Below are 13,254 nucleotides of genomic sequence, written 5' to 3'. Positions count from 1 at the left end.
CGCCCCCGGCCTCGTCGTCGGCCCCCGCCGGATCGTCGCGGTGCTGCCCGGCGCCTGCCCGGCGCCGCGGGTCGCCGACGCGCCGGTCCGGGTCCTGCGGCGCGACGAGGTGAGCGGCCTCTCGCTCCTCGAAGGCGCCACCCCGCCCGGGTCGTCTCCCGTCCTCGCCCCGGCCCCGGCCGCCCCGGGAGAGGCCAGCATCGTGCTCGCGGCGGGGGCGGACGGTGCGACCGTGACGACCGGCGAGATCGCGGGGGCCGGCCTCATCGCCCCGCTCCAGCCAGGCGCCGCCGGTGCCCCGGTCCTCGACCGGTCCGGCCGTCTCCTCGGCCTCGTCGCCCGCCTGCCGGCGCAGCCCCGTCTCGTCGCCGGCGTGATGCCGCCGCTCACCCATCCGCTCGTCGGACTGGAGACCCTCAAGGCCCTCCTCGGTCCCGAGGCTCCGAAGGCAGCTGCCGGCAGCACCCCGCCGCTCACCGCCGGCGCCATCGCCGGGCGCTTCGCCGGGGCGGTGGTGGCGGTGCGGTGCGGCGGGTAGGGGGAGCTGCGTACGGTCCTCGATTCCGGGGCGGCTGACGGCGTCGCGGCGACCCCGCTCGATAGCGGTGATGCGGCGGCGGTCCGGCTTCACGCTCCGGTCCTGATGACGGCAAGGAGCCGGGCGATGCTGCGCCGGTCGTCCGTGCCAGGATCCAATGCCTACGCGGCCTGGTGCACGTGCTCTGCGGGCCGCGCGGCCAGGACCTCGCCGAGATGCTGGACCGGGCCGAGTTCAACGGCGGCGCGCTGCGGGAATCAATCGAGGCGCGGGCCCGCCTTGAGCCTGTCGACCGCCGCCGTGTGCGCGCAACCTATGCCAAGCTCCCCCGACCCTAGGAAGCGCTCGCGGGCACTCGCGACGCAGGTCGTGCGCCGGTGGCAGGATGAGATCGGGTGGAGGTTGGGACCGGCGAACGCCGCGCCTCAGGCTTAGCGGCGTGCTTCACGCCGGTACATAGGCCTGGCGGGTGTCAGTCGTATTCGAGGCCGACCGAGCGTTCGAACGCAGGCCCGTTGGTCTGCTGCCCCTTGGGATCGGCAACCGAGATGTCGCGGAAGCCTCGCGCCATCAGCTCCCGCACCTTGTCGAGCGCCTGCAGATCAGTGCCGCAGGCGAAGGTCAGCGCGCGGCCGGTAGGGTCGGTTCCTGTTACCTTGTACACGCTCGGTTCCCTGTTCGGCGTCGCGCAGACAGCACCCGGGATGTGCCCCGCGCGTCGCCCCCGTGGCAGTGCCGCCCTCAGGCTCCCGGCGTCCAGTCGATCTTGGGCTTCTGCGACAGGATCCGCTCGAAGTAGTCGGCCACCGCCTGCGCGCCGCTCGCGTGCATCATCGCCACCGGATGGGCGAGGTAGGCCCGGGCGAGATCGAGCGGGATCTCGCCGGCTTGGAGCGCGCCGAGCACCGCGTCGATGAAGGCGTCGTTGGCCTCGTTGAAGTCGGACGAAAGCTTCTTGCGGTCGTTGAGCGCCTTGATCGGCATCGTGCGGGTCGTCCTCTCGAGGGTCTGCCCAGCCGCTGGGGCGGGGCGCCCATTCTCGGAGGCGGGGCAGCGTGCGTCATCCAACCACACCAGGGCGCAATGTGGTGCCCGCTGCTTTCGCAGCGCTTCCGCAACCCTGTCAGAACCAGGGCCGCAAACCAGCCAAGTTGTTGAGAATGTTGGCGCACCCGACACGATTCGAACGTGTGACCTTTGCCTTCGGAGGGCAACGCTCTATCCAGCTGAGCTACGGGTGCTGACCGCGAAGCCTCTGTAGCCCTCGACAAATTCCCCATTCAGGCCAATCCGTTACGCCGATGAACATAGCAGCCGGCTGGTTCAGCGCAAGGGGCCTGAGGTGGAAGAATCAGCCTATCTCGTGTGACGCGGTGTGACACCAGTGTGACAAGGGTCGCACTGCACTCGAAGGACAAATCCCATCGGGACTTGCAGTGAGGAGGTACTCCCCATTCGCACATTGAATGGCCTCAATGCCCATATACCGTTGTCAGTCGCGTACCTGGCTTCAGGCAACCCCCGATGCACCACGACCTACATACCCTCACCGTTAGTGATCTCGTGAAGACGCAGGCGCTCTCCCTCGAAGAAGTGAAGCGTAGCGCAGCAGCCATATTCGACGGTCAGAACAAGCTCCCAATCACCAAAGACATGGCGATCAATCTCCCGCCGTTTTCGAGTTTGACCGAAGATGTCCGTGAGGCGATCTTGAACGCCATTATGGCTGGGCGACTTGTCAATCGTTGAAGAAGACTCAGCGATGAATGCTTGCTGAGCCGTATTGGAAATAGGTAGGCCATCAGCCGAGACGCGGTTCTTGTTCGCCGCTGCTTCGACCGTCACGTGATCACTCGGCCCACTGAGCATCACAGGGTAGGCCCAGAGAACTGGTCCAGGCCGCCCCGTCATCACCAAGCCACATCGCACGATAGGCTTGACTGTGGAGCCGGAGCACTCGCGATTACCGCCACGGCCTACGAGTATTGGGAACCAGCGGAAGGAGAGCTAACCTCCCATCACCCTTGCACGAACGTCGATGGTCAGGCGGCCAACACACGGGATGGGCACGGGGTGGAGGGAGCAACCGCGAGATGCGGCGATGGGAGCTGGAGCTTCAGCCGGCACCACCGCGGCACGTGCTCGGAGCATCAGGAGGTCGCCGCCTGGACTCGGTAGCACTCCTCACCGGGTCCCCTGGCAAAAAAGAAGGCTCGCCGGAGCGGACCTTTGTATCGGCAGCCGTCGCAGGAACCACCAAGCCACACGCCGAGTTACTCCCATGCAGCATAGCGATGGCGTCGCCGTGCTGCTCTCGCCCTCATGGGCGTTTCCTCCCTAGACTTCGGGCCGCTCTCACAAGGGGTGGCCCTTTTTTTCGCCTAGGTCTAATTAACGTAACTCAATCCCGCGCCCTTGGTTGCACCATTTGTTAACAAGGTGGTGAGGATTTGTGCGGCGATGCCTAGCAGACTGCCATCACCCCTTTCCGCCCCTGACCAGGCGCAACTTCATCAACCCCGGAGGCAGATCCGGTGGTCTCCCGGGCCGCTCCAAGTCCACGAAATGCGCCTTGCACTTAGGCACATACTGGCTCTTGATCCTGCCCCGCGGAGGGTCTCGCCATGGGCAGTCCATCGCGATCCTGTCCAGCACCTCGTCAAGCGGCGTCTCCGGGCCGAACTTCGCGGCCAACCTCGCGAGTCTGTAGCTGCCTTGTCTGTCCCGGCACTGAGGGCACGCCACCCGCACGACCACGTAGGGGTAGCTGGCGAGGTTCTTCGGCCGAGGTGGCGGAGGATCGTCAAAGCGCATCGCCAGTGTCATCCAGGCGTCCACGGACGAAACCCCGGGAGATGAGCCGGCTGCGCTCCCTGGTGCGGCGTTCGGCTTCCAGGAGGTCGGCCAGGGCATCCGTGATGGCACAGCGTAGGGCAAGCGAGGGATCGCCTGAGGTCTGCGAAAGGTAGGCCGCAGCGATGGCCTCCACGGGGCATGAGGTGGCAGCGGAGGAGCCTTCAATGGGTCCGGTGTCTCTCGCCAGCATCGTAGTGCCCTCCGTCCGAATCATCGAGAACGAAGAGGGAACACGCCACGGGGCGGTTGGTTCGGTCAAGGTGGGCGAGGAAGGGTATTGCCGCGCTGTAACCGGTCTAGCGAGGGGTAGTTGGACCTCCGATCTCCGAAGGAAGCTACAGTTCGCTCAGCAAGGTCCTAACCCTCCGCTGAGCGTTCTGCTGTTCCGGACACCCAATCGACCGACACCATGAGCACGACCTCCAAAACGAAATTGCCAGTGCTGTCTCGAACTGTAGTGCAGACACTCTCTGGAGCTTGAGGAGCTGCATGATGGATCAGCTCGCAAAGAGTTCTTATAGCCTGACGCTGGACTTCAGCTCGACTGTCGCATTCTACTCCATGGCCGTCACGGGTCGAACCGCTCGGCTCATGAACATCGAAGTAGTATCGCTGCACATCTACCCCCTTCCCGGGACTGTGTGCAGGAATGCAGCCCCGAGAGGGCACCTTGAGTGCAGGGGCCAACCTTTGCTTTAACCCACGTTGCCGAGTCGGCGATCTGGGCTGGGCAGCGCAGGCTTAGTTCTTAGGGCTGACACCACTCCGCCCAACCGCATCACCTCACAATCAGCCTCCTCTCTCCCCATGTTCAGCGCATAGGAGCAGGAGGTCAGCCTTGTTCAAGGTGAAGGCGAAAGATCCTAGAGGCCAGTTGATTTACCTTCGCATGTAGAACCGCTGATCAGGCCCCAGAGAAGATTTGGGATCTCACCCGCCAGGGCTTCAGGGGTATCTTGGTGGCTGATCCTGGGGGTAAGGAGATGACCGGCTCAGCCTTCGAGCGTATCATGGAAATCGATCAATAGGCCCGTGCCTCATCAGACACCAGCATTCATTGAATATACGCGATGTCCTCCGGCCGTGAAAGACGCACCTGACCAACCTGGTCCGTGAGGTGTTCAGCATATCCAAACCGAGCGGCAAGCCTTAGATCGTTTGGGTCAGCCTTCGCTAGGCCATGACAAACCAAAAAGTACTCTGCATAGTCCGAGGTGTTGTAGCCACCCACGCCAGCGGAGTGTCCCGGTGAGAGTCTGGATGCCAACCAGTCATTGCCAACCTTGTAGATGACCGAGGGCCGCGACTTCGAGCAGAACACAAACGAGTTAGTCGGTCGATCCCATGTAATTCGACTCTTTCGTTCGTAAGAGCCGCCCGGATGCTTAGAGGATCCTGTGGCAATCGTGACTCGGATCAGAGATCCGGATTGGTTTGCAAGAACGGTGTCACGGTCTTGAATTTGAAACCAGCTACATTCCTCCATGTGACACCGACCTAGAACGATCTGACCAGCATGTGATCTTGCTGACGAACAGAGAGTTAGTAGTAAAAACATACCGGGCAGGAGTCCAAATCTCGACATCATTAGCCCCTAAACAGCATCATAGCTATGCGACCTGAACAGAAGCGCCGCGTAGCCCTTGATCAACGGCACACTGTCTATGGAGCACTGCTGTGACATAGTGCTGGGGAGAACAACAGGTGGCGAACACCACAAGCCGCAGTTCTCCCCATGTTTGCGCAAGGCGTTGCTCAGGCAGGCCCGGCTTTCGCTCAGGCGACAAAAGCACCCGCAATGGCTCCGTCGCTGTGTATGACGCTACCGTTCCACTCCAAAGCGTGTTCTGCTGCTATCCTGAGAATGGCGATTCTCGGAACGGCTTCAGGACTGGCCCAAGTGTGGGTGTTTCAATGACAGTGAGCCTCGCAGCCTTACCGATAGTGGTCGGCTTGAAGGACGGACGGTCACTCCCTTGGTGGCGCATGTTCAACGCCTCGTCGGGACTGTGGCCGAGCTTCAGTAGAGCCCTGGCTCCGTCGAAGAAGGGCTGACGGGTGGTGCAGAGCAGGGTGTTACCGAGGTAGGCACGGTAGACGCCGGGTTTATTGGTGACATGAATTACGATCTCCATAGTTAAGGGGTTCAGAGACGGCATTGAGCCGCTATGGGGTGAGCTAGTCAGCTAAGTTTGCTGATAAGCTCAGGTGTACTCCGGGTGTTAAGCCAGAGGTACAGCAGGTTCCGCATCCGTTCAGACGGGATGAAGAGATGAATGGGGTCATGCCTCCTGACCTGAGACCTCCAGATCCACTGAAGCATCTCGGATAGGGCATAGAGATCTTGGTTGAAGGCGATGCCGCGTTGCTTGAAGTACTGAACGATGTTAGGGTTGTGATAGACATTGCACAGGTAGGCTAGAGATCGTTTCTCAATATGCTGATTGGTGGCTCTACAGTTGTAGGTGATCCAGCCCTTGGTGTACCCATCACCCTGGAGTGCATTTCTATGCTTCTTGAAGACAGTCCATGCATTGTGTGATGATTTCGTCTCGGTTACCTTTTTGAAGAAGTGACCTGTAGAGCCCTTCATGACCTCAAGCTTGCCGGTTCTATTCCTCGCCTGAGTGTCGTACCAAGTTGACGACAGAGGACACGCCTTGCCTACCTTGGTACCCACTTGGTTGGCTTGACCTTCGTAGATCGTGATTAGCTGCTTCAGGTCTGACTTCCTCGAACTCTCATCTCCGTACTCAGCCCAAGGCTTGAGCTCGCGCCTATCCTCACTGAGCGTGAGCATCTCGTAGGTGTGACCATGAGCCTTGAGGTAGGCTGACATAGCCGACCCCTCAAAGAGGTATGTCAGGATGTAAACTTCTCGGAAGCACTCAAGGAAGTCAGCGGGGAACTTCTCAAGGATGACCTTGCCACTATAGAGGGTGAGCTTACGGTTATCACAGAGGTTCATGACACCGTTGAACTTACCTCCGTAATCACCATTGACGCCATGGTCCCATATTAGATCATTGGTGTCCTTATCTTCGTACATATACTTAGTATCAAACAGCATCTTGATATCACACTTAGACAACGAGTCGTATGTAGTGACACACTCCATGACCTCATCTAGCACCAAGACGTAATTAGAGCGTCGTAGCTTCTGGTATATGTCTTTAGTCAGCATCGAGAATAAGGAATGGGTTGTGGTTATGTTATATCCACGATCAACAAGGTATGACAGATGTTCCCTCTTGGTACGAAATGACTCGGTATCAGGTTCATGGAACTTGGTTTCTGGACACTCCTTCTTTATGCGACTCACCTCATCGAGAAAGGGTGTCACGTAAATGACCCTTTCCTTATTTCGTGAAGGATTGTACATGTCATTGAACAGGTTGGTTACGTAGGTCGTCTTACCCGATCCCATAATGGAGTCTATGACACGGATCATGCCCCTTATGTCTCCTTTCTTGTGTCTCTGATTAAGACAAATCTCTTGTGTCTTCCCTATAAGGAATGACTGCTCTCGGGCGTTCTCCAGCCGCTCTCGACCGCTCTCCACGGGACCAGGAAACGCTTATTGTTCAGGGGGTTAGTACGAACAGGCTTCAGTTCTGAGGAGCAGGATCAGAAGCTCAGAATGAGAGCAGGTCCGGTTTTGCTTCCGTCAAATCCGGACTACAGAATAAGAGGGGCCGGTCAGGCCAACTCCGTCAGCGCTTCGAAGTAGCTCCTCCGCTCTGCCTCTTCCCGCTCTCTGTCGTCTCGTACCATTTGAGCTATGAAGACGCCTGCTGAACCCAAAGCGCTCCTCAGGTAGGAAGCAATGGCTAGGGTGCTCTTCGGAGGCAGCTCGCTGTAGGTTGTCCTCTTCTTGCGCGTATCAGGGTCTATCCGGACTCCAGCGTTAAGCGTTGTCAGACCCCGGACTCTCCGGACTAGCTGGGTCCAGAACGCATTGTCGCTCCTGAAGCGGCGGCCTTCGAGTTCTTGCATAAGGTACATAGCAAGGACCGTGTCGATTATCTCCGAGGGGTCAACGTGATCGGCCAGCTTCCTGATCTCAATCGCGGCTAATCGCTTATATCGATTCATCGCCCTGCCCTCGTTTGCCCGGGCAATGACACCGTTGGCGATTGCTACAAGATCCCTCCACTTCTCCTCCATCTTTATCCATGCGAGTTTGCCCTCGTGCTTCTTCCTCTTTTCGTGGACGATCCCGAGATAAGTCTTGAGGTCATGCTTAGTGATGCCTTTTTGGTCCGGATGTCCGTGTCGTCGTTTTGCCGCAGAGTGTTTCGAGCAATAGATCCCGTGCTCGGTAGCTACCATGGTCTGGCAGCCCGAGGCATTACACCGCCGAGTCATTTTGTTTTTCCGCATACCTGCCCTAACACGGACAGGCTGAAACTCAAATACGGCAGCGACGGGCCGGCGTCAAGTCGGAGCCGGCTCAGACCCGCGCCTGTACTGGACATGGAAGTTGTGCACGCACTACAGCATGAGTTAGTTACGCTATGGATAGTGTTAGTGCGCTATGATGGACAGGAGTTCATCATTGTTATTATTTGTGAGAACGATGAATGATGCAACGTTGGCATGGGTCAAGGGCTGATAGACAACCCACCCAGGCTAGCATGGCTGCTGGAATGGTTGCTCAATGTGTGAGCTAAGGGATGATAGGGTTGAATAGGGTGTTGGATGTTGAGTGAGGTAAGGGTGCTTTCAGAATGGCATCAGGTGGCAGGGCTTTCATGCCTTCAAAGCCGCGCTAGCACCCGTTGAACCGACACGGCCTGCCATCTACCCTTCCCGCTCAGCGTCGGAATGCCTCGCTCGTTGAGCACCCTGGCTACCCCGCTAAGCGACGTGATCCCCTCGGCCTGGATCGCCTTGATCGTCTCTCCGAGGTCTTCCGCCCTTGCCTGAGCCCGGGCCGCGCGGGTAGCTCTGCCCTTGGCTATGGCGTCGGGTGAGATGGTTACTCCACGGTACCCACCGAGCTTGACCCCCCGTGCCTTCGCAGCCCAGAGCGCAGCCTTAGTCCGCGCCGAGATCATCTCCCGCTCAGCCTGGGCGACCACGGCTAGGATCCCCACGACCATGTGGTTGGCCTGAGGCATGTCGGCCGCCACGAACTTCACCCCATCGTTCTGGAGCTTCATCAGGAACGCCGCGTCACGGCTCAGCCGGTCCAGCTTGGCGATGACGAGGGTAGCCCCATGGATGCGGCACAACCGGAGAGCCTCGGCCAGTTTGGGCCTGTCCGACCGCTTGCCGCTCTCGACCTCGATCACCTCTTCGATGACGCTCCACCGCCCACCGTTCAGGTAGTCCTCGACCGCCTTGCGCTGAGCCTCCAGGCCGAGCCCTGATGACCCCTGCTTAGCCGTGGAGACACGGAGGTAGGACACAAACTTGCCCTGAGCCATGACCTGTACACTCTAGTCATCGAACGTTGATTGTCAGGTAATGACGCAGAAAGTCCTTCGTCAATCCCCTGTGCTGCTCTGTGGTCAGCGTTCTCGTATGATGGGTGTTGGGGACGTAGGGAGCCTAGAGGCCAGCCGTGAGCCAACCTCGGGCAGCGGAGAGGGTGTCTGTGTGGGGAGGGAGCCGGGTCGGCCTGTACGATGTTCTTCCGAGGCTTCCTCGTAGCTCAATCAAAGGGCCGGAGGGGGTGGCACCGGGGGAAATGGCTGAACCCGGGTAGAGAGTTGGGTTCTCAGATTTTTGCGATGATTTAGGACATGAACTCGCTCAGCTTGACCGTTTGGTGGCTCGCTCGGGGTGTGAAGGCGGATGCTCCCGGGCCGGGGTACGTCTGCTATGATGCTCAATGCGCAAAGGCGAAGCCGAACTCGATACGGTCAGGCGGCACGTCGAGCACGGTGTCCAGCACATCGCGAAGCAACGTGCCCTCATCGCCCGCCTGTTACGGAAGCCCTGCCGACTGAAGAAGCTGAGACGCTCTTGGTCACCTTCGAGGACCTCCAGCGACAGCATCAGGACCATCTTGCGCGGATTGAAGCGAGGGGTCCACTTAGGTCCGCCAGCCGACCCTCAAGCCCCCAAGATAGTTGAGTTCGGTCCCAAGGCGTGGCCCCTGTGCCGGTGGCTGACCAAGGATCGCGTCCGCAGGGTGACCCTGGCTTGATCGAGGCTGGCATCGTCAGAGCAGAGCGAGGGGAGGGAGCAAACCCCTCGCATTACTCTATTGTCAAAACTCGATCGGCTTGACGGTGCGAAGGATCGCCCGGGGTGGAAAGCGGACATCCAAAGCATTTTATGCGCGGCTGCACACTCGACTACCGTAGGGAAATGGACAACTGAACCGGGAGCGCACTCGGTTGTGCGCTGCAGGCTGCTCCCTCAGTGACGTGCCGGTGCGCCAGCACAAAGGCGTCTCAATCCACCACAACGTTACTGTCCTCTCTCGGCTGCCAAGGGAGGTGACGCCACTACCCTCACCCTGAGTTGGGCGTTCATGGTTCCGCTTCTCGTGCGTTAGGCCACCTCAGCGGTTGTGAGCGGCCGGTGATCGCTAGCACCTCGGCAGATTTGTTCGGCGCCAATACCGGTAGGGAGTATGTCGTTTAACATTAGATGGCTGTTGGCTCTTAATTTAATTTTTCACTGCCGGTCGTATATTACTCGTTAATCGCGAATACAACGGAATAGTTAATTGCCACGCCAGCAACTTCATGTTCTAACATCAAATCCTGACCAAGGTGCAGGCGGGGATTGCCATGCCCTCCAAACTTACGTCAGGTGACAGTTCGAGCTTTGTTCGAGTCAAACGCACCCGAGCTACCGATAAAATCAAGCCTTCGAAGGCCATGGACGCCGTCCACGTATATGCAGCTTATTCGATCTACGAAATATTGGTAGAACGAGGCATTGACCCTGTTGATTTGTTTAAACAGGCTGGGATCAACCCGAGGATATTTATCACCCCGGAAGTCACCTCGTTCGCGTCGTTAGGCCGGCTTACGGCCCTCGCGGCCAGCCAAACCCAATGTGCCCACTTCGGCCTTCTCGTCGGTCAGCGAACAACTCTCGCTTCTCTCGGCCTTCTCGGGTCTCTGTTGCGGCATTCAGAGACAATCGGCGACGCGCTGTGTGCTCTGGAAACGCACTACGACCTCCTGAACCGCGGCGCGTTAATCGCGGTGACGAGCGAGGACGCCGTCGCCACATTGCGCTACTCCCCCTACGATCCCGAAGCGGAGGGTATCCCGCTTCACTGCGAGCGAGCCATCGCGGCACTTACCAACGTGCTCCGGTCGCTGTGCGGTCCCAACTGGAGCCCGGACGAGGTACTGCTGCCACGCCTGGAACCTCCTGACACTGGCCCTTATAGGCGTTTCTTCCGCTGCTCAGTCCGGTTCGAGCAGGAGATCGCCGCCCTGGTGTTTCCAACCCGGGTCCTGCGGCATCCCATTGCGGGCGCGAAACCCTTCATCCGGAACGCGGTACAGCGGCGCATTCGGCAGCTTGAGGCCGACGTCCCATCCGACATGAGCGGCGCAGTTCGGCGGCAGGTGCGCTCGATCATGACCGAGAATAGGGTCCAGAAGGATCTGATCGCGCAGTCGCTGGCAATCGGTCATCGAACGCTGTCCCGCCGCCTCAAGGCCGAGGGGACGACGTTCCGGGCCGTTGCAAGCCAGACGCGGCTCGTAATGGCCAAGCATTTGCTGAGCGACACCAACCTGAGCTTGGCGGAGATCTCGGCTGTCTTGGAATTCTCGGAGCCTGCTGCGTTCACGCACGCTTTCAAGCGCTGGACCGGCATTACACCTAGCGCATGGCGAAGGGAATGCCAGGGCAACTGAGAGCTACCAACTGATCCAACTCCGCTTTATCCGGGAGAAAGCCGCAATGGATTTCGCAAGTCTTGTCCGCGTCGCCTCACTCGGCTTGGGTCTCGGGACATCGGTTGCGGTGTTTGATGCACGGGCGGCCGGGGGTGGCCTGTCCGGCTACCAAGGCGCCTGGGTGCTAAGCGGGCGCGACTGTGCGGAGGTGTACTCGTCGGCAGGGAAGAGAACATCATTTAAGAAGCCTCTCGACCTCTTCGCTCCCGCCTTCATCGTCACCGGCAACTGGCTGCGAACGCCAGCGGCATCGTGCCGGATCGCATCGGCTAAACCCAACAGTGAGCGTAGGACCTTGATCCTGGATTGCGCGAATGCGGTCGCAGCCAACGAGGTGAAGGTGTTCATGAAAATCATGCCGAACGGTTTCTTGAGGCGCTACTACAGCGAGCAGGACACAGCCGGGATCGACTATGAACGCTGCGGGCGATAGAAGACATTTGCACTAATTGCGACTTATTTATGTAAACCCTGGCGCTCGATCGATCAAAGGGTTTGATAGCAAATTGACTGTTCTATCCTCGCACCTCGTGGAATAATGAGAACGCCAGGGAGGCCATTACAGACAACGTTTAGCCGGCCGAAAGTCGGCAATGGTTCGAAAGCAGCCCCGCCCTCGGTCCTGATGTCTCTCCGCTCAAGGTGCGTCAATTCAGCTATGCGAGCCCCTGCAAGGAGGTCAGCAACCGTTCCGGTCGAGTTTATCGAAGGATCACGCAAGTCACCAATCCGATAACTTACGTGGTCCAACTTCCTGCTAATAGTCGAACTGATCGAACCGCAGCGCCTCCGAAGATCAGCCCTGGTTAGCTTGTGCTGCCCTGGCTAGCTTCTCTGCCACAGCCTCTGGCCTGAGGTGGGTGTAGCGCATCAGCATCCTTGTGTCCCGGTGCCCACTCATCAGAGCCACCTCGGGAACACTGAGGCCAGCCTCGAAGAACCTGCTGACAGCCTCGTGCCGAAGATCGTGGAATCGGAGCCCCTGGACTCCAGCCTTCTCCCTCAGCCTCTCCCAGGCCAACCGAACCGCATTGCCGCTCACCGGGAAGACCCGTGGTTCAGTCCGCGGCAAGCCCCCCAACACCTCGATGGCCTTCGGCGTGAGTGCCACAGTCCGGGCGTGACCGTTCTTGGTGATCGGGAGGTGTGCCGTTCTCCTCTCCAGGCTGACATTCTGCCACACCAGGGATAGCAACTCCCCCCGCCTCATCCCGGTCTCGATGGCGAGTTCAATCAGGGGCCTCAGGTACCACGCATGGGCTGAGCCGATGGCAGCACGGAGCTTCTCGCCTGCCTCTGCTTCAAGCCGTTGGTCCCGGGCTCTGGAAGGGGAGGGGAGGGCGATGCTGTGAACAGGGTTGCTCGATAGAGGGGCGTCCCACTCCCGAATGGCTACGGTCAGGCAGTGTCGAAGGATTGTCAGCTCTCGCCTGACTGAATCGCCACTCACTTTTGCTAACCGGTCATCCCGGTAGCGAGCAACCAACGCAGGCGAGAGCTTGGCTAACGAGGCTCGGGCAATCGGATGAGCGAGGAGAGTCCTGATCCTGGATTTCTCAAAGCGTGCTCCCTGTTTGGCGGGAGTCACCTCCACCTCATAGCGCTTGAGAAGGTCGCCCAGGGTTGTGCCTGCCGCCTGCCTTAGGCCAACCGGAAGTTCGGCCCGCTCGATGGCCCGTTCCTTCTCTCTCGCCCATGAGAGCGCATCAGCCTTGGTGCTGAAGGATTTCGAGATGTCAGGGTACCCGTCCCGCCTCACCTGAGCCTGCCAGGAGGAGCCCCGCTTACGAATGGTCGCCATGCTTCATGTCCGCATCGCTTGTGACAGCAGCGTGACAGACCGGTCGGACCAGGAATGTTGAGGAGGGCTGAAGCCGGTAAAACACTAAGCCTTACAAAGGCTTGAAGTGGCGCACCCGACACGATTCGAACGTGTGACCTTTGCCTTCGGAGGGCAACGCTCTATCCAGCTGAGCTACG

At 59.3% G+C, this 13,254-nt stretch carries 13 protein-coding genes and 2 tRNA genes; 4 read left to right on the top strand and 11 right to left on the bottom strand.

Annotation, left to right across the window (positions count from 1 at the left end):
* The coding region (locus VQ03_RS33770) for a S1 family serine peptidase (protein WP_048451351.1) at window positions 1–538 on the top strand (538 nt) is incomplete at its 5' end.
* Between the two features lie 472 nt (window positions 539–1,010).
* Here the strand turns inward: VQ03_RS33770 and VQ03_RS13225 are convergent.
* The 4 genes from VQ03_RS13225 to VQ03_RS33040 all read right to left on the bottom strand — a co-directional run bounded on the left by VQ03_RS13225 (window position 1,011) and on the right by VQ03_RS33040 (window position 2,383).
* The gene (locus VQ03_RS13225) at window positions 1,011–1,202 is read right to left on the bottom strand and encodes a hypothetical protein (RefSeq protein WP_048451350.1); all 192 of its coding nucleotides are present in this window, start codon (window positions 1,200–1,202) and stop codon (window positions 1,011–1,013) included.
* A 77-nt stretch (window positions 1,203–1,279) separates the two neighbouring features.
* Entirely contained in the window at window positions 1,280–1,522 is a 243-nt protein-coding gene (locus VQ03_RS13220; RefSeq protein WP_048451349.1) for a hypothetical protein, read from the bottom strand.
* A gap of 180 nt (window positions 1,523–1,702) precedes the next feature.
* A tRNA-Arg gene (locus tag VQ03_RS13215) sits at window positions 1,703–1,779 on the bottom strand.
* 295 nt (window positions 1,780–2,074) lie between these two features.
* Window positions 2,075–2,383 carry a hypothetical protein gene (locus tag VQ03_RS33040; RefSeq protein WP_157064095.1) on the bottom strand — a complete coding sequence of 103 codons (309 nt, stop codon included), beginning with the start codon at window positions 2,381–2,383 and terminating at the stop codon, window positions 2,075–2,077.
* On the opposite strand from VQ03_RS33040, the gene VQ03_RS34310 reads away from it, so the two are divergent.
* Window positions 2,384–2,716 (top strand): DUF3761 domain-containing protein, encoded by a 333-nt coding sequence (locus VQ03_RS34310; RefSeq protein WP_208605510.1) that lies wholly within the window; start codon window positions 2,384–2,386, stop codon window positions 2,714–2,716.
* Window positions 2,717–3,341: 625 nt separating this feature from the next.
* Here VQ03_RS34310 and VQ03_RS34610 read toward each other — a convergent pair.
* The 5 genes from VQ03_RS34610 to VQ03_RS13195 form a co-directional block, all read right to left on the bottom strand.
* Window positions 3,342–3,584, bottom strand: coding sequence for a hypothetical protein (locus tag VQ03_RS34610; RefSeq protein ID WP_083467976.1), 243 nt, complete (start codon window positions 3,582–3,584; stop codon window positions 3,342–3,344).
* A gap of 167 nt (window positions 3,585–3,751) precedes the next feature.
* Complete coding sequence (locus VQ03_RS35270; protein WP_425350068.1) at window positions 3,752–4,012, bottom strand: DUF6894 family protein; 261 nt, start codon at window positions 4,010–4,012, stop codon at window positions 3,752–3,754.
* Window positions 4,013–5,576: 1,564 nt separating this feature from the next.
* Window positions 5,577–6,845, bottom strand: coding sequence for a DEAD/DEAH box helicase family protein (locus tag VQ03_RS13205; protein ID WP_245292073.1), 1,269 nt, complete (start codon window positions 6,843–6,845; stop codon window positions 5,577–5,579).
* A gap of 248 nt (window positions 6,846–7,093) precedes the next feature.
* Window positions 7,094–7,726 (bottom strand): hypothetical protein, encoded by a 633-nt coding sequence (locus VQ03_RS13200; protein WP_157064094.1) that lies wholly within the window; start codon window positions 7,724–7,726, stop codon window positions 7,094–7,096.
* 428 nt (window positions 7,727–8,154) lie between these two features.
* On the bottom strand, window positions 8,155–8,826 hold the full coding sequence (locus tag VQ03_RS13195; protein WP_048451346.1) for a recombinase family protein: 672 nt from the start codon (window positions 8,824–8,826) through the stop codon (window positions 8,155–8,157).
* Between the two features lie 1,407 nt (window positions 8,827–10,233).
* On the opposite strand from VQ03_RS13195, the gene VQ03_RS13190 reads away from it, so the two are divergent.
* A complete protein-coding gene (locus VQ03_RS13190) occupies window positions 10,234–11,232 on the top strand; it encodes an AraC family transcriptional regulator (protein WP_048451345.1) in 999 nt (332 codons plus the stop codon).
* Between the two features lie 46 nt (window positions 11,233–11,278).
* The gene (locus tag VQ03_RS31910; RefSeq protein ID WP_167376090.1) at window positions 11,279–11,707 is read left to right on the top strand and encodes a hypothetical protein; all 429 of its coding nucleotides are present in this window, start codon (window positions 11,279–11,281) and stop codon (window positions 11,705–11,707) included.
* A gap of 363 nt (window positions 11,708–12,070) precedes the next feature.
* Here the strand turns inward: VQ03_RS31910 and VQ03_RS13180 are convergent, their stop codons facing one another.
* Window positions 12,071–13,075: a tyrosine-type recombinase/integrase gene (locus VQ03_RS13180; protein ID WP_048451343.1), complete on the bottom strand. Its 1,005-nt coding sequence runs from the start codon at window positions 13,073–13,075 to the stop codon at window positions 12,071–12,073.
* A gap of 107 nt (window positions 13,076–13,182) precedes the next feature.
* A tRNA-Arg gene (locus VQ03_RS13175) sits at window positions 13,183–13,253 on the bottom strand.
* Between the last annotated feature and the right edge of the window lies 1 nt (window position 13,254).

It is taken from the genome of Methylobacterium tarhaniae (assembly GCF_001043955.1).
Classification (GTDB): domain Bacteria; phylum Pseudomonadota; class Alphaproteobacteria; order Rhizobiales; family Beijerinckiaceae; genus Methylobacterium; species Methylobacterium tarhaniae.
Note: the sequence above shows the minus strand (reverse complement) of the source record. Positions and strands in the feature narration are given on the sequence as shown.